Origin of the sequence: Dactylosporangium sp. NPDC049525 (genome assembly GCF_040676755.1) — a bacterium.
Taxonomy (GTDB): Bacteria; Actinomycetota; Actinomycetes; order Mycobacteriales; family Micromonosporaceae; genus Dactylosporangium.
Window position 1 is genome coordinate 49,484 of sequence record NZ_JBFAPO010000054.1, and the last position, 18,961, is coordinate 68,444.

Consider the following 18,961-nt stretch of genomic DNA (forward strand, 5'->3'; position numbering starts at 1 on the left):
GTGGCGGCCGAGGCTGATCCGTGGGGACGACGGACGTCCCCACGGACCAACACATACACTCACGATCCAACGAAGAGTGTCAAGAGTCACTCATCAATATCCCGCACAAGTGCGCGATAGGACCGCACATTTTCCAACAATCGTCAGGCCCCGATGAGTTCGAACTTCTCCCAGGGGCCGATCGACGCACGGTTCGCGATGAGCGAGCCGGCGCCGTTGTTCTCCGCGGTGACGTACTGGCTGTTCACCGTCGCCTGCAGGCTCTCGCTGCCGTCGGCGTTGCGGATCAGGTTGAACGTCTCCCACGACCCGGCCGAGGGCCGGTTCGCCAGGAGCGGGTTGGCGCCGCCGTTCTCCGCGCAGACGAACTGGCCGTTCGCCTTGGACTTCAGCGCCACCTTGGTGCCGCCGAGGCTGACCAGCTCGAACTGCTGCGCGGTGCCGATCGTCGCCGAGTTGGCGATCAGCGCGGTGGTCGCGTTGGGCGCCGACACGTACAGGTTGTTCGTCAGCGAACGGAGACTGACCGTCGGTCCGGTCGAGGTGGTCCCGGTCGTGAACGTGAACGCGTCGACGTCGAACAGGTTGCCCGCGCCGCCCTTGAACACCAGGTACAGGGTGGTGGCGGTGCTGGGCGCGCCGGCGATGTTCGTCGACACGTTGGCGAACGTGTCCCAGCTGCCGGTCGGGGTCACGGTGGCGGTGCCGAGCAGCGTGCCGGTCGGTGAACCGGCGCGGACCTCGATCGTGCCGCCGGCGCCCGCCGAGGAGACCCTCGCGGTGAACTGGGTGGCGTTGTTCAGCAGGTACGGCGTGTAGGAGATCCAGTCGCCGTTCTCGATGAAGCCGGCGGTGTTGCCGCCCTCGGCGGTCGCGTGCGCGGCCACCTGGATGCCCGACTGGGCGCCGAAGTGCTCGCCCTGGCGGTGCTTCGGCTGCAGCGTGCGGATCACGTGCGTGGTCAGCCCGCCGTTGTCGGTGTAGGCCGCGTCGAAGACGCCGAAGATGTTCGCGGCGGCGTCGTGCTCACCGTCGACCGGCACGGTGATCGAGCCGGTACAGCCGGTCTTCGACGTGATCTGGTGCGCGTGGCTGTCGTGACCCAGCGAGTAGGTCATGCTCACCCGCGAGCAGTTGATCGTGCCGTCCTCAGGGTCGGTGACGCTGATCGTGAAGGGCACCGTGTCGCCGAAGTTGAACAGCTGGCCGTTCGCCGGCGTGCTCAGCGTGACGACCGGCGCGGAGTTGCCGACGGTGATGACGGTGCTCGCCGAGCCGGTGAGGCCCTGCGGGTCCTTGACGGTCAGCGTCGGCGTCTTCGTGCCGTTGGTGGTGTAGGTGAACGAGGGGTTCGCGGCCGTCGAGTCGGTGGTGCCGTTGCCGTCGAAGTCCCAGGCGTAGGTGAGCGCGCCGCCCTCCGGGTCCGAGCTACCGGACGAGGAGAAGCTGACCGTCAGCGGGTTCGGGCCCGAGGTCACCGACGGCGTGATCTTCGCCGTGGGCGCGCGGTTGCCGCCGCCGATGTACTCGACCCGGTACAGCGCCTGGTTGTTGCTGCCGGTGCCGTAGTCGAGCACGTACAGCGCGCCGTCGGGGCCGAAGGCCATGTCCATGACCTGGGTGCCGGCCCACGGGAAGGTCGAGATCTCACCCGGGCTGCCATCCGCGTTGACCTTGATCGGCTTGATCCAGCGGCGACCGTACTCGCCGGCGAAGAAGTTGCCGTCCAGGGTCTGGGGGAACTTCACCGCCGAGTTGAGGCCGGCGTTGTAGCGGTACACCGGGCCGCCCATCGGCGACTCGGAACCGCCGCCGAACTCCGGCGGGGTCGAGTCGAACCCGTAGCGGATCCAGCTGGACTTCGCCGCGGGCAGCGTGGTGATACCCGTGTTGCGGAACGAGTTGTTCGTGGGTCCGCCGCCGCAGTTGTACTTCGGACCGGTCGAGTTGGTCGCGAAGTTCCACTCGTTGTAGGTCTCGTTGCTGGTGTTGGTGCCGGTGCAGTACGGCCAGCCGTAGTTGCCGGGACCGGTGATCCGGTTGAACTCGACCTGGCCGCCCGGGCCGCGGTTCGGGTCGGCGGCGCCGGCGTCCGGGCCGTAGTCGCCCAGGTAGACGATGCCGGTCGGCTTGTCCACGCTCATCCGGAACGGGTTGCGCAGGCCCATCGCGTAGATCTCGGGACGGGTCTTCGCGGTGCCGGGCGCGAACAGGTTGCCGGACGGGATGGCGTAGGTGCCGTCCGTGTTCGGCTTGATCCGCAGGACCTTGCCCCGCAGGTCGTTGCTGTTGGCCGCGGAGCGCTGCGCGTCGTACTGCGGGTTGCGGTCGGTCCGCTCGTCGATCGGCGCGTAGGAGCCCGACTCGAACGGGTTGGTGTCGTCACCCGTGGTCAGGTAGAGGTTGCCCGCCGCGTCGAAGTCGATGTCGCCGCCGACGTGGCAGCAGCTGCCCCGGTCGTTGTCGACGGTCATGACGATCTTCTCGCTCGCGAAGTCGAGCGTGTTGTCGGACTTCATGGTGAAGCGGGACAGGTTGAGATGTCCCTTCCATGGCGCGAAGTCCGCGGCGGTTCCGGAGGCCGGCGAGTCGCCCGCGGGGGTCGACAGCGGCGGCGAGTAGTACAGCCACACCCAGCGGTTGGAGGAGAAGCCGGGGTCGACGGCGACGCCCTGCAGGCCCTCCTCGTCGTGGGTGTAGACGGACAGCTTGCCGGCGACCTTGGTGTTTCCGGCGGCGTCGGTGACGCGGACTGTGCCGTCCCGGGCCGTGTGGATCACGGTGCGGTCCGGCATCACGGCCAGCGACATCGGCTCGCCAAGTTCGGCGCTGCCGAGGGCCAGCTGGACGTGCTGGTAGTCGGTGGCCGGGAGGGGTATCGCGGAGGCGGCGGGTGCGTGAACCATCGCGGCCACGACGGAGCTGCCGGCGGCGAGGGTGGCTGCGGTGAACAGCCTTCTCCACCGGCGCGGGGATGGTGCCATTGCGGGGTGTCCTTCCTGGGCTGATGGGGGTTCCAGCCAGGCAAGACGCGCGCCGATCGCGCTTCCTGAGACCGTGTCGCGGTAGGGCGCCGACCCTTCGCGCGCGCGGGCGATGACAACTGTTGTGGTGGATGGCGGCCACCCTGTTAGTTATCAGAGCTAACTAACCACCACGCGGGACAAACGGCAATGCTGAGTTTTTCGAGATGCGGCATTTCAGCCATTGTGCGAAGAAGTCATGACGGTCGATGTACACATTGAGAACCTCTGAGGTTTGTCGTTATGGAACCGTGACCTCTTGCAAGATCGCTCACATGTGGTAACCGTCACAGCGCGACTTTGTCCGGCTTTGCGCTCTTTGAAGGCCGGTCATCGCCCGGAAACACTCCGGTAACTGATTACGCAGCGTGCGATTTCTGGACTTGAGGCGTTACCGGCCAGTAACTACGGGCCTTGTCCGCGCACGTGGGAGGCGGCAACATCGTCCGCACGCCCCACCCCCCGGTTCCACCCCCTGCGCGCGCAGGGCCGGCCGGGGCGTCGAGACACCAAGACCGGTGCGAGCGCCCGTAGTGACAGGGAGCGCCGCGCCGCATGCACCCCCGCGACCCAAGAGGAGCTTCACGTGTCCGTAGCTCAGGGCAGCGCGGTGAAGGGCCGCACGAGATGGAAGCGTTTCGCAACCGTCGTCGTGCCCGCCACCTTCATCGCCGGCGCCATCGTCTTCGGCCAGGCGACCGGCGCGATCGCCGCGTCGTTCAGCGTCTCCGGCCAGCAGTTCAAGGTCTCCGCCGACAAGCTCGAGGGCACCGGCTTCGTCCAGTACGGCGGCCTCGCGACGGAGAAGGGCGGCAACCCCGCCAACCCGGCAGACCCGAAGAACCACTTCGTCGCGGTCTCCGGCATCAAGTCCGCCAAGCTGTACAACCTGTGCCAGTCGGTCAAGGTCCCCGGGCTGCCCGTCAGCATGGTGATCCACGCCGGTCAGGCCGCGGGTGCTCCCGCCGAGGCGACCGACCTGCTGATCGACCTGACGTCGCTCAAGGGTGACGCCACGTTCGAGAACATCCAGATCGGCATCGATGCGTCCGACCTGACCAAGGGTGGCGCCAACGCCAAGGGCCTGCAGGGCAGCTTCGCCCAGCAGGCGGACAGCGTGGTCATCACCAACCTCAAGCAGGTCGCCTGGTCGACCACGGCCGGCACGTTCAAGCTGACCGGTCTCGACCTGAGCCTCTCCACCGGTGGCACCCCCTTCGAGTGCTTCTAGTTCCACTGCCTGGGCCCGCGGCGTCACACCCGCGGGCCCAGTTGCGTTCCCGCTCGTTCTGTCCCTGCTGGAGGATCCTGTGACCACTCCCCACCCTTCGCACGTCAGGCGTCGTGCGACCGCCGGTGGCTTCAGTGGATGGCGCGCCCAGCGGCCGTTCTGGGGTGGCTGGTTCATGCTCCTGTCCGGAGTTGAACTGTTCCTCAGCGCCAACCTGCAGCTCGCCCTCGAGGTCCACTTCGGGCCGACAGGGTTCCTGTCCTACGTCATTCCCGCGATGCTGATCCTCTGTGGCGTGCTGACCTGGCTGTCCCCCGGCCAGCGGCTGTTCTACGGCATCCTGGGCACGCTCACCGCGCTGTACTCGATCATCGGGCTCAACCTCGGCGGCTTCTTCGTCGGCATGGTCTTCGGCGTGATCGGCGGTGGCCTGGCCGCCGCGTGGTCGCCCGGGGCCGCACCCGCCGCGGAAGGCACCGACGAGGACGACACCGCGCCGGCGTACGAGCGGGCACCGCTGAACGACCTGCTCACCGAGGACACGGCCGACTCGGACTACGCGCGGCCGTCGTTGCGCAAGGCGACCGACCCGGCCGACGCCTATGAGGAGCCGACCCGGGAGCAGCCCGCGTTCGACGAGCCCGCGCCCCGGCACACCTCCGGGGTGCTGACGGACTCGCTGCCGATCGCGCAGCGCAGCCCGCTGCACGACGACTACGACGGACCCACCGGCGGTGGGGCGGGCAGCGCCGACGACGAGCGTCCGCCGACGGGCCACGACGGCCTGCCGCGGCGGCGCGGGCTCGGCGTCCCGCTGTTCGCGCTGCTGCTCACCGGCGCCGTCGCCGGCGCTTCGCTGATCGGGGCGACCCACGGGGCCGCGCCGGCGTTCGCGGCGCCCGCCGCCTGCGCCAGCCCTTCGGTGAAGAGCAGCACCGGCACCGGCACCCAGCCGGCGCCCAGCGGCGGTGCGACCTCGGCGGCGCCGAGCCCCAGCCCGTCGCCGACGCAGACCGAGGAGGACAAGCCGGGCCTGCTCGGCTGGCTCGGCGGCATCTTCGGCGGCGGCAAGAAGGCCGACCCGGTGCCCTCGGCGTCGGCCACCACCGCACCGCCGGCCGTGGCCGGGTCACCGGCCACGTCGGCCGCGGTGCCGGGCACGGCGAAGTCACCCGCGAAGGCGACGGCCTGCCCGAGCGCCTCGGCCTCGATCAACGACAAGAAGGCGAAGATCGCGGAGGGGCAGCCGCACGTGGCCGCCGCGCCGTCCATCCTCCTCGCCGACACGATGACCATGGACAGCCTCGTCTACGACGGGGTGGCGGAACTGACGAAGAAGGACGGCACCAAGGTCAAGGTGCTGGCGTTCAGCATGAAGAACTCGGTGTCGACGCCGTTCGAACTGCAGACCCCCGGCGCGCCGAAGCTGCTGCTGACGAAGAGCAGCAAGCTGACCGTCGAGGGCAACGTGAAGTTCTACACGTCGAAGTTCTCCGCGAAGGTGCTGGGCATCATCCCGCTGACCTTCACCCCGTCGTTCCCGCCGCCGCCGATCCCGCTGCCGGGGTATTACACCGACTGCACCATCGAGCTCGTCTACGTGCAGTCCAATGTCCTGACCGCAGACGCACTGAGCATCGCCTACGCGTCCTGAGGGGGTGGAAGTCGATAGGTCACCGGGGTCTCCGACAGTCTGATCGGGGACGCCACCGACCTGGCACCGTCGACTTCCACCACCGGCGCCAACCCCAGCCGCTCCGCGAGCGCGATCCCCTCCGCCACGGTGTTCACCGGCCCGCACGGCACTCCCGTGGCAGCGAACAGCTCGATCCAGTAGACGAGCCTCGGGTTGTCGATCTGCGCATAGCCCAGGCCGAAGCGCTCCATGGTGCCGGGAGGACCCCACGAGCGGGTGTCGTCGCCCGCGCCGGGCCGCTCCACCTTGACGACGTCGGCGCCGAGGTCGCCGAGCGTCATCGTGGCGATCGGCCCGGCGAGGACTCTGGAGAAGTCCGCGACGAGGATGCCGTCGAGCGCACCCACTGCTTAAGGCGTGTTTGGTAAGTGGATGCCGGGCTGCGGCGGACCCAGGCGTCGCCTGGACCCGCGCCGGTCACACCCGGATACAACACCGGTATCCGGGCGCGCCCGGCGCGGCCCCAGCCGACGCCTGGGCCTCGCCTCGCTCCGACCCCACTTACCAAACACGCCTTAGATGCGGGCGAGGGCGGCCCGCAGCGGGTCCAGGCCGAGCGAGCCGAGGTTGAGCGCGTCGCGGTGGAACGCCTTCAGGTCGAAGTCGGCGCCCTTGCGGGCCCGGGCGTCGTCGCGGGCGGCCAGCCAGGCGCGCTCGCCGAGCTTGTACGCCGGGGCCTGGCCGGGCCAGCCCAGGTAGCGGTTGAGCTCGAAGCGGAGGCTCTTCTCCTCGACCCGGCAGTGCGCCCGCAGGAACTCCCAGCCCAGCTCCGGGGTCCACCGCTCGCCCGGCGCGAAGCCGAACGGGTTGTCCCGGGGGATCTCCAGCTCCAGGTGCATGCCGATGTCGATGATCACGCGGGTGGCGCGGAACGCCTGGCCGTCGAGCATGCCGAGCTTGTCGCCCGGGTCGGCGAGGTAGCCCAGCTCGTCCATGAGCCGCTCCGCGTAGAGCGCCCAGCCCTCGCCGTGCCCGGAGGACCACGCCAGGATCCGGCGCCACCGGTTGAGCAGCTCGGCCCGCACGTAGGTCTGGCCGATCTGCAGGTGATGGCCGGGCACGCCCTCGTGGTAGACCGTGGTGACCTCGCGCCACGTGGAGAACTCCTCGACGCCCTGCGGCACCGCCCACCACATCCGGCCCGGGCGGGAGAAGTCCTCGCTCGGCCCGGTGTAGTAGATGCCGCCGTCGGACGTCGGCGCCAGCATGCACTCGATCTGCTGCACCTGGGCGGGGATGTCGAAGTGCTGCCCGTTGAGCTCCTGCACGGTCGCGTCGGCGAGGGACTGCATCCAGTCCCGGAACGCCTCCTTGCCGCGGATCGTGCGGGCCGGGTCGGCGTCGAGCGCGGCGACCGCGTCGTCGATCGAGCCGCCGGGCACGATCTTGTCGGCGACCGTGCGCATCTCGCTCTCGAGGCGGGCGAGCTCCTCGAAGCCCCACGCATAGGCCTCGTCGAGGTCGACGGTGGCGCCGAGGAAGTAGCGGGAGGCGAGCTGATAGCGCTCGCGGCCGGCGGCCTCCTTCTCCCGGCCCAGCGGCGCCAGCTCGCGGCGCAGGAACTCCCCGTGCGCGACGGTGGCGGCGCGGGCCGCCTCGGCGTTGCGGGCGAGCTCGGCGGCGAGCGTGGCGCTCACCCCGTCGCCCACCTTGGCGGCGAGGTCGGGGTAGAAGTTGTCACCGTCGGGGTCGGCCCAGACCTCGCACTGCTTGGCGACCTCGACGATCTGCCGGGCCGGCGCCACGTGCCCCTGCTGCGCGGCGTGCAGCAGCGAACGCTGCCACTGCTCCAGCGCGGCGGGCACGGCACCGAGGCGGTCCTTGACGTTGGCCGCGGCCTCCTCGCCCTCGGTCGCCATGAGGTCGAACGAGCTGCGCACCCCGTGCAGCGGGCTGGAGATCACGTTGACGTCGCTGGTCATGTCGCCGGCCTCGAACCGCTCCAGGGCGAGCCCTAAGCGCTCCTGCATGGCCTCCTTGGCCACCCGCTCCGTCTCGTTGGCGGGTGTTTCGGCGGCGAGCGCGGCGAGGGTGCGCCGGTCGAGGTCGGCAAGGGCGGCGAAACCGTCGGGCGAGAGGTCGGTCAACGTGTCGTCGAACCCGGCCACTCCGACGAAGGTCGCCCCGATCGGGTCGAGGGGCGCCCACTGCTCGACATAGCGGTCAGCGATGTCATCGATAGATCCCACGCGCCGACCCTACGCGACCGCATTCTTTGTTGTCGCCCGTGTTGAGGCCAATTCACAACCAGTGGCCTGACCTGCGGTCAGAGGTCCGAAATCCGCGCGACGCGGGCCGGTCGGCGGGCGCAGAGTAAGGCCCATGACCTCTCCTGCCCCTAACGCGGCCCGATGGCTCCCCGCGTTCCTCGCCATCGCCCTCATCTGGGGCACGAGCTTCATGTTCATCAAGGATGCGCTCGCCGAACTCGAACCGGTCTACATCGCCGGCTACCGGATCCTCCTCGGCGCGCTCACCCTGCTGATCTTCCTGTTCGCCCGCCGGTTACGCCTGCCGCGCGGGACCCGGCTCTGGATCCACCTGTTCGTCTACGCGATCGTCGCGACCTCGGTGCCCTTCACGCTCTTCGGTTACGCCGAGCAGCGGGTCCCGTCGGTCCTTGCCGGCATCTGGAACGGCACCGCCCCGCTCACCACACTCGTCGTGACCCTGGTCGCGATGCGGTCGGAGCGCCCGTCGCGGCGGCAGATCGCCGGTCTGCTCGCCGGGTTCGCGGGGGTACTGGTCGTCCTCGGCGTGTGGAACGGCGTCGGCGGCAGTTCGCTCGACGGCCAGCTGATGCTGCTGGGCGCGGTCAGCTGCTACGGCATCGCGTTCAACTACAGCCGCTGGCTGATGAAGCGCTTCGAGCTGTCACCGCTGCAGCTGTCGGTCGGCCAGCTGACCATGTCGACGCTGCAGTTGCTGGTCGTGGCGCCCTTGATCGCCGGTGCGCCGCCGTCGCCGCTGTCGCACTCGCCCAGGGTGTACCTGGCGGTCGTCGCGCTCGGCGTGTTCGGCACCGGGATCGCGTTCGCGCTGAACAACCACGTGGTGCGCACCGCGGGGATCACGACCGGCTCGATGGTGACCTACCTGCCGCCCTTCGTCGGCGCCGTCGCCGGCGTCGTCGTCCTGCACGAGCACCTGACCTGGAACCAGCCGGTCGGCGGCATCATCGTGCTGTGCGGCGTCGGTATCTCGCAGGGGCTATTTGTGCGTCTTCGTCCACGCCAGCAGGTCCGCGGCGGGCAGCGTGTTGACGATGCGGTCGAGCGGGACCCCGCAGGCGACGGCGCGCGCGCAGCCGTTTGACAGCCAGTCGAGCTGCCCGGGGGCGTGCGCGTCGGTATCGATCGAGAACCGGCAGCCCGATTCCAGGGCCACCCGCAGCAGCCGCTTCGGCGGGTCGAGCCGCTCCGGGCGCGAGTTGATCTCGATCGCCTTGTCGTGCTCGACCGCCGTGGCAAACACCCGCTCCGGATCGAACCGGCTCTCCGCCCGGGTCCCGCGCCCGCCGGTGATCAACCGTCCGGTGCAGTGGCCGAGAATGTCCAGATGCGGGTTCGCCAGGGCGGTGACCATCCGCCGGGTCATCACGTCCGGCTCGTCCTTGAGGTTGCTGTGCACGGACCCGACCACCACGTCGAGCCGCTCCAGGAGCTCGTCGGTCTGGTCGAGCGAGCCGTCGGCGAGGATGTCGACCTCGATGCCCGTGAGGATCCGGAAGGACATGCCGAGGCCGGCGAAGCCCGCGTTGAGGTCGGCGACCACGTCGAGCTGCTCGGTGAGGCGCTCCGCGGACAGTCCTCGCGCCACGGTCAGCCGCGGCGAGTGGTCGGTGAGCACCAGGTATTCGTGCCCGATGGCGGCCGCGGCCAGGGCCATCTCGTCGATCGGCGACCCGCCGTCGGACCAGTCCGAGTGCGCGTGACAGTCGCCGCGCAGCGCCGCCAGCATCGCGGCGGTCGCCTCGTCCAGGTCCTGCCCCGCCGTGGACTCGAGGCGGCGCAGGTAGACCGGCTCCTCGCCGGCGAGCGACTCGACCACGCACCGCGCGGTCACCTCACCGACGCCCTGCAGGTCCTTCAGCGTGCCGGCCTGGGCTCTCGCGGCCAGCTCACCCTCGGGCAGCTTCGCCAGGGTGGCCGCCGCGCCGCGGAACGCGCGGACCCGGTAGGTCTTCTCGCCGGCCCGCTCCAGCAGGAACGCGATGCGCCGCAGATCGGCGAGCGGATCCCTCATGCCCTAGAAGGTAGTGCTCCGCGAGGCGTTGTGCGCGACCACCGTCCGGGTGCGGGTCAGTGTCGCGAACGGGTTGGCGAACTGCAGCACCAGCGCCTTGAACTCCGCCTCCGGCCGGCAGGTGATCATCAGCAGCTGGTCGCCGTCGCGCACGTCCCAGAACGTCCCGTCGTGCACCCCGGCGGTGATCACGCCGTCGATGTGCAACGCGCCCGGCCGCAGCTTGTGTTTGGGTGCGACGGCCGGTGCCTCCGACCGCGGCACGATCCGGATCGAGGCGATCGCCGCGAGCGGCACCTCGACGCTGCCTGTCCCCGCCCACCAGCGGTCCAGTCCTTGCGGCTCGATGAGCAGGGCCGTGTCGGTGACTGTCAGCTGCAGGTGGGTCGGGACTCTCATCAACGCGATCGGACCGGCCACGATGAGGCCCAGGAACGTCGCGAGCGCCAATCCGGTGCTCATAACCGCGAATGTACGCCCGTCAACGTCCACCGTTGGCGTTTTCCAAGAATCATGACCATTGGGAGTTGACATGCGAACGATCGACTGGGTCGACGGTGCCGTCGTGATCGTCGACCAGACCCGCCTGCCGCTCGACGTGGTCCATCTCCGTCTGTCCACAGTGGATGAGCTGGTCGACGCCATCCAGTGCCTGGCCGTCCGGGGGGCGCCGGCCCTCGGCGTCGCCGGTGCCATGGGCGTCGCCCTGGCCGCGCGTTCCGCCGACGACCCGTCTGTGGTCGCCGACCTGGTGCGCCGCGTCGAGACCGCCCGCCCGACCGCCGTCAATCTCGCCCGCGGCGCCCGGCGGGCCGCCGCCCACCTTCCGTCATTCCCCGACGTGCTCGCCGAAGCGCTGCGGATCCGCGACGAGGAGATCCACTCGTCCACCGAAATGGGCCGCCTCGGCGCCGACCTGGTCACGTCCCTCTGCGGCCCCGGCGCCCGCCTGCTGACCCACTGCAACACCGGCGCCCTCGCCACCGTGGTCGGCGGCACCGCGCTCGCCGTCGCCTTCGAACTCCACCGCCGCGGCACTCTCGGCGGCGTCATCGCCAGCGAGACCCGGCCGCTGCTGCAGGGCGCCCGCCTCACCACCTGGGAGCTCGCCCGTGCCGGCGTCCCGCACCGCCTCGCCGTCGACTCCGCCGGCCCGTTCCTGATGGCCCGCGGCGAGGTCGACGCCGTCATCCTCGGCGCCGACCGGATCTGCGCCAACGGCGACGTCGTCAACAAGGTCGGCAGCTACGCCCACGCCCTGGGCGCCCAGGCGGCGGGTATTCCGTTCATCTGTGTCGCGCCCGAGTCCACCGTCGACCTGTCCACGCCTTCCGGTGCCGAGGTGGAGATCGAGGACCGGGGCGCCGCCGAGGTCGTCGGCTCGACCGCGCCGCCCGGGACGGCGGCGGTGAACCCGGCCTTCGACGTGACCCCGGCCGCGCTGGTCACCGCCATCGTCACCGACACCCGCGTCTGGCGCCCTTGAGGTTGGTTGCGCTTTTCTCGTTCACAACCCGAAAGATCCGAGGGGTCAGGGCACCGCGGATCTTTCGGGTTGTTCGGCGGCGCTGGACCATGTGAGTTCGGAAGGTATCCAGTGCGTCGGCTGCGTCAGGCAGGCCGGACGGCGCGGACGGTCTTGCCGTCGTTGGCGACCGACTCGACCCAGCCGCCGACGCGGCCGAGCCGCAGCAGGACGTCGGCCCGTGCGGGGAGATCGGCCGTCTCGCCCGGGACCGGTGGCCAGGCCTGGCGCGCCGAGTGGCCGGGCGTCAGCCACGGCACCAGGGTGGCGATCGGGTCGGCACCGTCGAGGGCGGCGCGCGCCGCGGCGAGGTCGGCGAGCACGGCGTCGAGGGCGTCCAGGACCGCCTCGGCGTTGCCGCCGCACATGGCCGCGGTGAGTTCGGGGCGGGCGGCGGCGACCCGGGTGCCGTCGCGGAACGAGCCGGCGCCGAGCGTGCCGGCCAGCGGGTCGGTGGTGATGCGGGCGGCGACCGCGGCGGCGACCAGGTGCGGCACGTGGGAGATCGTGGCGACCGCCTGGTCGTGCTCCTCGGCGGTGGCGGGCACGACGCGGGCGCCGAGGCCGGTGATGAGTGCGGCGAGCTCGATCCAGTCACGCAGCCCGGCGCCGTCCTCTTCGAGGCACAGCACCCAGGCGCAGCCGTCGAAGAGGCGCGGGTCGGCGGCGGTGAAGCCGGACGTCTCGCGACCGGCCATCGGGTGGCCGCCGATGAACGTGGCCAGGGACTGCCCGCCGGTGCGGAGCCGGTCGAGGGCGAGGTCCCGCACGGGTCCCTTGACGGAGGTGACGTCGGTGACGACGCCGACGTACGCGAGCGACGCCAGCTCGTCGAAGACGCCTCCGACGGCGGGGAGCGGGACGGCGACGACGGCGAGATCCGCGTCCCGGACGGCGTCGCCGACGGTGGCGGTGACGTGCCAGCGGGCGTTGGCGGGGGACTGGGCCGCGGCGGTGCGGGCGGTGGCCCTGGTGGCGGGGTCGGCGTCGTAGCCGCTGACATGATGCCCGCGCGCCGCGAGTGCACGCAGGACCGATCCGCCGATCAGTCCGAGTCCGATCACCGCCACGTTCAACGTCGCATCACGCACTGCGGAACTCTCGCACACCGCCCGATCACCCGTTCGGCTCGGGACGGCCGCCGAACGCCTTAAGCGTGCCCATTCGCGCCCGTTTGGGCGGTTACTACCCGTTAGCGTGCTCACATGCGACTTTTCCGGCAATTGGTGAGAACGGTGCTCGTGGCGGCGGCCGCCACGGCGGTGGGCGGGCTCTTCGGCGGGGCCTCGGCCGGCGCCGCGGTGGTGGAGAAGACGCCGCTGTTGTCGCCGTCGTTCGACGGCACCGTCTGGGCCGTGGCCTACTCCTCCGACGGCGCGACCGTTTACGTCGGTGGATCGTTCGGCAAGGCCATCGTCAATGGCAAGAGCATCACGCGGAGCCGGCTGGCGGCGATCAACGCGCACACCGGCGCGCTGCTCGACTGGGCGCCGGTGGCCGACAACACGGTCCGCGCGCTCGCGGTGAACGGTAACGCTGTGTATGTGGCCGGTGACTTCTCGAAGGTCGCCGGGGTCAAGCGGGACTCGCTCGCGGCGCTCGACGGGACCACCGGCGCCGTCAATACGTTCAGCCACGCGGTGTCCGGCTCGCCGGTCACCCTCGGGGTGGGTGGCGGCCGCCTGTATGTCGGCGGCAAGTTCACCGCGATCGACACCGCCAAGCGGACCAACCTCGCCGCGTTCAGCCTCGCCACCGGCGAGCTCGACGCGGGCTGGGCACCCACCACCGACGACAGGGTGGAGGCGCTCGCGGTGACGAGCAGCCGGGTGTACCTCGGCGGCTCCTTCCACAAGACCAACGGGGTCAGCAACGCGCTGCGGCTCACCGCGGTCGACTCGGTCGACGGCAAGCTGGACAAGAACTTCCTGCCGCGACCGTCGGCGATCGTCCTCGCGGTGGCGGTCGGCCCCGACGGGATCTACGCGGGCATGGGTGGGCAGGGCGGACGTGCGGTCGCCTACACCCCCGCCGGCAAGGTCCAGTGGACCCGGGTCTTCGACGGCGACGTCCAGGCGGTCACCGTGCTCGACGGCGTCGCGTACGTCGGCGGGCACTACGACAAGGCCTGCACGACGGGCAACAACGGCTCGCAGGGCGCCTGCACCGACGGGTCCGTGTCGCGGGTGAAACTCGCCGCGATCGACGAGCGCGGCAAGCTGCTGGACTGGGCGCCGCAGGGCAACGGGGTCGCCGGCGTGCGCGCCATGGCCGCCAACGCCGCGCTCGGCCAGGTCGTCGCCGGTGGCGAGTTCACCACCATCGGCGGGGTGACGCAGAAGCGGATCGCGCTGTTCGGTTGAGGTCCGCCGTTCGCTCCGGTAGGTCGCGTGGCTCGGCCCGGTCGTCCCTGTGGGGCGGCCGGGCTAAGCTCTTTTTCGTGGCAGTGAACGAGTCGCCGTGGAGCTCGCCGGACGCCTCGCGCCCAGCGGGACCGGCGCGGGCGTTGCCCAGCAGCGCGCATCCGGTGGCGCCGGCGCCCCACGGGGCGTCCGGGGTGACCGCCGCGATGCCCGCGGGACGGCAGGCCTGGCCCGGCGCCAACGGCCCACCGGTCATCGGCCCGCCGCCGCGGCTGAGCGCCACCCGCCCGCTCACCCCGGCCGCGTCCTATGGTGCCTGGCAGGGCGTCCTGCGGCCGCCGCCGTTCGTGGTCACCCAGGGCCCGCCCCGGCCCACCTACCGTGAGCCGCTGCCGGTGCGCAGCCAGATGGTGACCGCCGGCGCCGCCGCGGGAGCCGCCTGGATGCTGCTGTTCGGGCTGCTCGCCACCTCCGCCCGCGGCTACATCTGGCTCACGCTGATCGCCGGGCTGCTCGCGTGGGCCGCCGCGTTCATCCTTGCGAGGTTCGGCGACCGCGGTGTCGCCGTCGGGGTCGCGGTGTCCAGCGGCATCGCCCTGGCGATCGCCGGCATCGTCGTGGCCTACCGGCTGGCCGGCGGAGACTGGCTGCTCTGGTAGCGCACCGCGGTCGGCTTCGCTGCGCTGACAAGGCCACTCGCTCACGTTCCGTAGCTGTCATCAGGAATTTGCCGTGTGGTCTTGACGTGGATTGCGACGAGTATCACTCTCAGCAACATGGCTTTGAGGCTGCAGCGGCTCGATCCCGAGCGGCGTCGTCGGCGGCTCGCGCTGCTGGTCGAGCTTGCGGACGCGAAAGCGCTTCGCGAGCGGCTCCATCCACGCCGTCTGCGTGCCGATCGTCTCCGCGAGCTGATTGCGACTCGCCGACGACTCGCCGACTAGCCCTGCGCCAACCGCCGATCTGCTCGAATAGTGTTCTCGGGTAACGACGAACACCGACCGGGGGGACCGTGTCGCACTTCGCTGCCGCTGTCACACGCGGCTCCAAGAGCTGGGCTGCGGCCGAGCTCGACCTCAGTGGCGTCGCCGACGTCGAGGAGATCACCGAACGCCTGCGCGACATCGACCCGGACGCGACGGTGTCACTGCTGTTCGTCGAGTCCGACGACGCGTATCTGGTGATCCTGCGCCTCGACGACGGCGAGGATCTGCGGATCTTCGGCTCCGACTCGGTCTTCGCCGCGGAGTCGCGCCTCGGCGCCATCCTCCTCGGCGACATCGAGGAACAGCTGCCGGAGATCGTCGACGAGGAGGTTGACGACGCCACCGACGACGATGAGGACGATCGGCCCTCGATCGAGCCCGACATCGAGCCGGTCGGGGATCCCGAGCTCCTCGCCGACCTGGGTCTGCCCGGCGGGCGGCTGTTGGAGCTGTGTGCCCAGGAGGGCATGCTCCCGGCCGACCTGACGGCGGAGATCTGTCAGGCGATCGGTGCCGGCGACGAGATCGAAGAGCTGCGCGAGGTCTGACGCCCGTGCGCCAGCGCTGGGAGCCGGCGATGCGGCAGGCCCTGCGGGTCGCCGCGTCCGCCGGCTCCGACGTGCCGATCGGGGCGGTCGTGCTCGGCCCCGACGGCGCGGAGCTCGGGGCGGCGCACAACGAGCGGGAGGCCACCGGCGACCCGACGGCGCACGCCGAGCTCCTGGCGCTGCGCCGGGCCGCCGGGCGGCTCGGCGCCTGGCGGCTGGAGGACTGCGCCCTGGTGGTCACTGTCGAGCCGTGCACGATGTGCGCCGGCGCGCTGGTGCTCGCCCGGATCGGCACCGTGATCTTCGGCGCGTGGGAGCCGAAGACCGGTGCGGCGGGCTCCCTGTGGGACGTCCTGCGCGACCGCAGGCTGACGCACCGCCCCGAGGTGCTCGGCGGGGTCCTGGCGGAGGAGTCCGCGACGCTGCTACGCGACTTCTTCGGCGACCGGCGCTGACGCTGACGCCGGCGGCTGCGCCAGCAGGCCGGTGGCGTGGGCGCGGGCGTCGTCGCTCCACGGCGCGGGCCGCAGGGTGCGGGGGTCGAGCTTCACGTTGACCCGCCGGCCCTCCGCGTGCACGGTCAGCCCGTCCGCGGACAGGATGCGGAAGCGGTAGACGGCGCTGGTCTCACCCAGGGTCTCGACCCAGAAGTGGACGCCGATCTCGCCGGTGCCGCGGACCGGGCTCTTGTAGGAGATCGAGTATTCGGCGACGGCGTGCATCACGTCGGACGTGGTCGGCCGGCCGCCGGCATAGGAGTGGCCGCGCTCGCTCCACCACTGGGACAGGGCCCGTTCCAGGAACACCGCGTAGCGGGCGTTGTGCACGATGCCCATCGCGTCGAGGTCGTCGAAGTGCACCACGAACGGGGACACGTGGCCGGGCAGCACGACGGTGGTCATGGCAGATCCTCCAGATACGAAACCAGGGCAAGACCGCGGAGCCGTTGCAGGGCGGCCGTTCGCGCGTACGTGTAGATCTCGTCCGCCCGCAGCAGGCGTGACTCGTAGACCGCGGCGGTGCCCAGCGCGTTGAGCTCGAACGCGAGCTGTGCGGGGTGGACGTCGGCGCGCAGCTCGCCGAGCTCGACCGCCTCGGTGATCAGCCGCTCCAGCAGCGTGTGCCAGTCGGTGAGGGCGGCGCTCAGGGCGTCGCGGACGCTGCCGGGGCGCATGCTGAACTCGAACTGCGCGTTGGCGAAGAAACAGCCGCCCGGCAGGGCGCCGCTGGCCAGGTCGGCCAGGCGGCTCTCCTGCAGCGCCCACAGCCGGCGGATGCCGCGCGGTGCCCGCAGGGCCGGCCGCACGACCACCTCGGTGAAGCGGTGCTCGGCCCGCGCGACCGCGGCGAGCTGCAGCTCCTCCTTGGTGGACCAGTGCGCGAACAGGCCGGACTTGCTGACCCCGGCCCGCTCCGCGAGCTGGCTGAAGGAGAGCCCGTCAAGGCCCGACTCCGTCGCCAGGGCCACGGCGACGTCGAGGGTCGCGGTGCGGGCGCGCTCGCCGCGCCGCAGGCGGCCGTCGACGGTGCTCATGCCCCGACGGTACCAACTAAAAAACCGATCGGTCGGTTAGTTTTGTGTGGGCAGGGTCACCGTGACGATCAACCCGCCACCATCGCGTGGGCGCGCGTCGACCCGCCCGCCGTGCGCCACCGCGACCGACCGCACGATCGACAGGCCCAGCCCCGTGCCCTGGGCGGAGCCCGTCCGCGACCGGAGCCGGCGGAACGGCTCGAACAGCCGCGGCACCTCATACGCCGGGACCACCGGGCCGGTGTTCTCCACGACCAGCTCGGCCCGCGACCCGGTGGTGCGGGTCCGCACCCACACCTCGCCGTCGGGCACGTTGTACGCGACGGCGTTGTCGACGAGGTTCTGCACCACCCGCTCCAGCAGGACCGGGTCGCCGACCGTGACGGCGGCCTCGAGCGAGGCCGTGCCGACCTTGCCGGCGGTGACGTGCCGGGCGATCTCCGCGACGTCGACCGTCTCGTGCACGGTCAGCGCCTGCTCGGAGGCGACCAGCGTCAACAGGCCGTCGATCAGCCGCTCGTGCCGCGCGTTGACCGCGAGCAGCGTCTCGCCGAGGTGCACCAGCTCGGGCGGCGGCGCCGGGCGGCCCATCGCCACCTCGATCAGCGTCCGGTTGATCGTCAGCGGCGTGCGCAGCTCGTGCGACGCGTTCGCCACGAACCGCCGCTGCCCGTCGAACGCGGCGTCCAGGCGCTCCAGCATCGAGTCGAACGTGTCCGCGAGCTCCTTGATCTCATCTGCCGGCCCCTTGAGCGCGATCCGCTCGTGCAGGCTGCCGCCGGCGACCCGCCGCGCCGTCTCCGTGATCCGCCCGACCGGCCGCAACGCCCGCTCCGCCATCAGCCAGCCGAACCCGACCCCGATCACCGTCACCACCCCGAGCGCGATGGCGCCCTGGGTGAGCAGGGCGTGCAGCGTGTTGCTCTCGATCTGCTCCTGGCGAGCCTGCAGCTGGCGGACGAACTCGCTGACCTCCATGTTGCCGATCTTGATCTCCGCCGGCAGCTCCGCGACCGAGCCGGTGTTGCGCTGGTGGATGTTCTGCTTCACCAGGAAGTACGTGACGCCGAGCAGGATCGTGCCGCCCAGCAGGAACAGCACGCCGTACAGGACCGTCAGCCGCGTTCGGATCCCCAGTCTGCTCATCGGATCTGGTACCCGACGCCGGCCACCGTCTCGATCACCGGCGGGTCGCCGAGCTTGCGCCGCAGCGTCATCACCGTCACCCGCAGCACGTTGGTGAACGGGTCGATGTGCTCGTCCCAGGCCCGCTCCAGCAGCTGCTCGGCGCTGAGCACCGCGCCGCCGGCCCGCAACAGCTCCTCGAGGACCGCGAACTCCTTGCGGGTCAGCGCCACGTAGTGCCCGGCCCGGAACACCTCCCGCCGGTTCGGGTCCAGGCGCAGGTCCCCGCGCTCCAGCACCGGCGGTGTCGCCGCCCTGGCCCGGCGGCCGAGCGCCCGGACCCGCGCGACCAGCTCCGCGAACGCGAACGGCTTGCCCAGGTAGTCGTCGGCGCCGAGCGACAGCCCGTCGACCCGGTCCAGCACCGCGGAGGCGGCGGTCAGCATCAGGATCCGGGTCTCGGGCAGCTCGGTGCTCACCCACCGGCACACCTCGTCGCCGCCGACCGACGGCAGGTCGCGGTCCAGGATCAGCACGTCGTACTCGTTCACGCCCAGCCGCTGCAGCGCGCCGTCGCCGTCGTAGGCCACGTCGACCGCGAACGACTCCCGCCGCAGGCCCTCGGCGACCGCGTCGGCCAGCAGCTGCTCGTCTTCGACCACCAGTACCCGCACAGGGTCCATGG

General features: G+C 71.0%; 18 protein-coding genes and 1 pseudogene. 9 read left to right on the forward strand and 10 right to left on the reverse strand.

Annotated elements, in window-relative coordinates:
• Positions 1-143: 143 nt before the first annotated feature.
• Positions 144-2,906: a PQQ-dependent sugar dehydrogenase gene (locus tag AB0K00_RS45235; protein WP_363535161.1), complete on the reverse strand. Its 2,763-nt coding sequence runs from the start codon at positions 2,904-2,906 to the stop codon at positions 144-146.
• A gap of 703 nt (positions 2,907-3,609) precedes the next feature.
• Between AB0K00_RS45235 and AB0K00_RS45240 the strand changes: the two genes are divergently transcribed.
• Together AB0K00_RS45240 and AB0K00_RS45245 are read left to right on the forward strand one after the other, a co-directional pair.
• Positions 3,610-4,254 carry a DUF6230 family protein gene (locus tag AB0K00_RS45240; RefSeq protein ID WP_239136216.1) on the forward strand — a complete coding sequence of 215 codons (645 nt, stop codon included), beginning with the start codon at positions 3,610-3,612 and terminating at the stop codon, positions 4,252-4,254.
• A gap of 79 nt (positions 4,255-4,333) precedes the next feature.
• Positions 4,334-5,908 (forward strand): DUF6114 domain-containing protein, encoded by a 1,575-nt coding sequence (locus AB0K00_RS45245; protein WP_363535086.1) that lies wholly within the window; start codon positions 4,334-4,336, stop codon positions 5,906-5,908.
• 239 nt (positions 5,909-6,147) lie between these two features.
• Here the strand turns inward: AB0K00_RS45245 and AB0K00_RS45250 are convergent.
• Both AB0K00_RS45250 and AB0K00_RS45255 read right to left on the reverse strand, forming a co-directional pair.
• Positions 6,148-6,297: pseudogene (locus AB0K00_RS45250) on the reverse strand (CoA transferase); the annotation flags it as partial.
• Positions 6,298-6,465: 168 nt separating this feature from the next.
• A complete protein-coding gene (locus AB0K00_RS45255; RefSeq protein WP_363535089.1) occupies positions 6,466-8,139 on the reverse strand; it encodes a DUF885 domain-containing protein in 1,674 nt (557 codons plus the stop codon).
• Positions 8,140-8,272: 133 nt separating this feature from the next.
• Here AB0K00_RS45255 and AB0K00_RS45260 point away from each other — a divergent pair, with 133 nt between their 5' ends.
• Entirely contained in the window at positions 8,273-9,265 is a 993-nt protein-coding gene (locus tag AB0K00_RS45260) for a DMT family transporter (protein ID WP_363535092.1), read from the forward strand.
• On the opposite strand, the gene AB0K00_RS45265 is transcribed toward AB0K00_RS45260, so the two are convergent.
• Together AB0K00_RS45265 and AB0K00_RS45270 are read right to left on the reverse strand one after the other, a co-directional pair.
• Positions 9,161-10,195: a PHP domain-containing protein gene (locus AB0K00_RS45265; RefSeq protein ID WP_363535095.1), complete on the reverse strand. Its 1,035-nt coding sequence runs from the start codon at positions 10,193-10,195 to the stop codon at positions 9,161-9,163. The two genes, AB0K00_RS45260 and AB0K00_RS45265, sit on opposite strands and share 105 nt — an antisense overlap.
• A gap of 3 nt (positions 10,196-10,198) precedes the next feature.
• A complete protein-coding gene (locus AB0K00_RS45270) occupies positions 10,199-10,657 on the reverse strand; it encodes a hypothetical protein (protein ID WP_363535098.1) in 459 nt (152 codons plus the stop codon).
• Between the two features lie 70 nt (positions 10,658-10,727).
• On the opposite strand from AB0K00_RS45270, the gene mtnA reads away from it, so the two are divergent.
• Positions 10,728-11,681 (forward strand): S-methyl-5-thioribose-1-phosphate isomerase, encoded by a 954-nt coding sequence (gene mtnA, locus AB0K00_RS45275; RefSeq protein WP_363535101.1) that lies wholly within the window; start codon positions 10,728-10,730, stop codon positions 11,679-11,681.
• A 125-nt stretch (positions 11,682-11,806) separates the two neighbouring features.
• Here the strand turns inward: mtnA and AB0K00_RS45280 are convergent, their stop codons facing one another.
• Positions 11,807-12,811, reverse strand: coding sequence for a prephenate dehydrogenase/arogenate dehydrogenase family protein (locus AB0K00_RS45280; RefSeq protein ID WP_363535104.1), 1,005 nt, complete (start codon positions 12,809-12,811; stop codon positions 11,807-11,809).
• 114 nt (positions 12,812-12,925) lie between these two features.
• Here AB0K00_RS45280 and AB0K00_RS45285 point away from each other — a divergent pair, with 114 nt between their 5' ends.
• The 5 genes from AB0K00_RS45285 (at position 12,926) to AB0K00_RS45305 (ending at position 16,072) form a co-directional block, all read left to right on the forward strand.
• Positions 12,926-14,083 (forward strand): hypothetical protein, encoded by a 1,158-nt coding sequence (locus AB0K00_RS45285; protein WP_363535106.1) that lies wholly within the window; start codon positions 12,926-12,928, stop codon positions 14,081-14,083.
• Between the two features lie 77 nt (positions 14,084-14,160).
• Complete coding sequence (locus tag AB0K00_RS45290) at positions 14,161-14,742, forward strand: hypothetical protein (RefSeq protein WP_363535109.1); 582 nt, start codon at positions 14,161-14,163, stop codon at positions 14,740-14,742.
• Positions 14,743-14,859: 117 nt separating this feature from the next.
• Positions 14,860-15,027, forward strand: a complete 168-nt coding sequence (locus AB0K00_RS45295) for a hypothetical protein (protein WP_354779491.1) — start codon at positions 14,860-14,862, stop codon at positions 15,025-15,027.
• Between the two features lie 68 nt (positions 15,028-15,095).
• On the forward strand, positions 15,096-15,617 hold the full coding sequence (locus tag AB0K00_RS45300) for a tRNA adenosine deaminase-associated protein (protein ID WP_363535112.1): 522 nt from the start codon (positions 15,096-15,098) through the stop codon (positions 15,615-15,617).
• A 29-nt stretch (positions 15,618-15,646) separates the two neighbouring features.
• Positions 15,647-16,072 (forward strand): nucleoside deaminase, encoded by a 426-nt coding sequence (locus tag AB0K00_RS45305; RefSeq protein ID WP_363535164.1) that lies wholly within the window; start codon positions 15,647-15,649, stop codon positions 16,070-16,072.
• Here AB0K00_RS45305 and AB0K00_RS45310 read toward each other — a convergent pair.
• From AB0K00_RS45310 to AB0K00_RS45325, 4 genes are read right to left on the reverse strand one after another with little or no spacing between them, the layout of a single operon-like run.
• A complete protein-coding gene (locus tag AB0K00_RS45310; protein WP_363535115.1) occupies positions 16,043-16,519 on the reverse strand; it encodes a thioesterase family protein in 477 nt (158 codons plus the stop codon). The two genes, AB0K00_RS45305 and AB0K00_RS45310, sit on opposite strands and share 30 nt — an antisense overlap.
• On the reverse strand, positions 16,516-17,151 hold the full coding sequence (locus tag AB0K00_RS45315) for a TetR family transcriptional regulator (RefSeq protein WP_363535118.1): 636 nt from the start codon (positions 17,149-17,151) through the stop codon (positions 16,516-16,518). The genes AB0K00_RS45310 and AB0K00_RS45315 overlap by 4 nt, the downstream gene beginning before the upstream one ends.
• A gap of 36 nt (positions 17,152-17,187) precedes the next feature.
• Positions 17,188-18,297 carry an ATP-binding protein gene (locus AB0K00_RS45320; protein WP_363535120.1) on the reverse strand — a complete coding sequence of 370 codons (1,110 nt, stop codon included), beginning with the start codon at positions 18,295-18,297 and terminating at the stop codon, positions 17,188-17,190.
• Positions 18,294-18,950, reverse strand: a complete 657-nt coding sequence (locus AB0K00_RS45325) for a response regulator transcription factor (protein WP_363535123.1) — start codon at positions 18,948-18,950, stop codon at positions 18,294-18,296. The genes AB0K00_RS45320 and AB0K00_RS45325 overlap by 4 nt, the downstream gene beginning before the upstream one ends.
• Positions 18,951-18,961 lie beyond the last annotated feature (11 nt).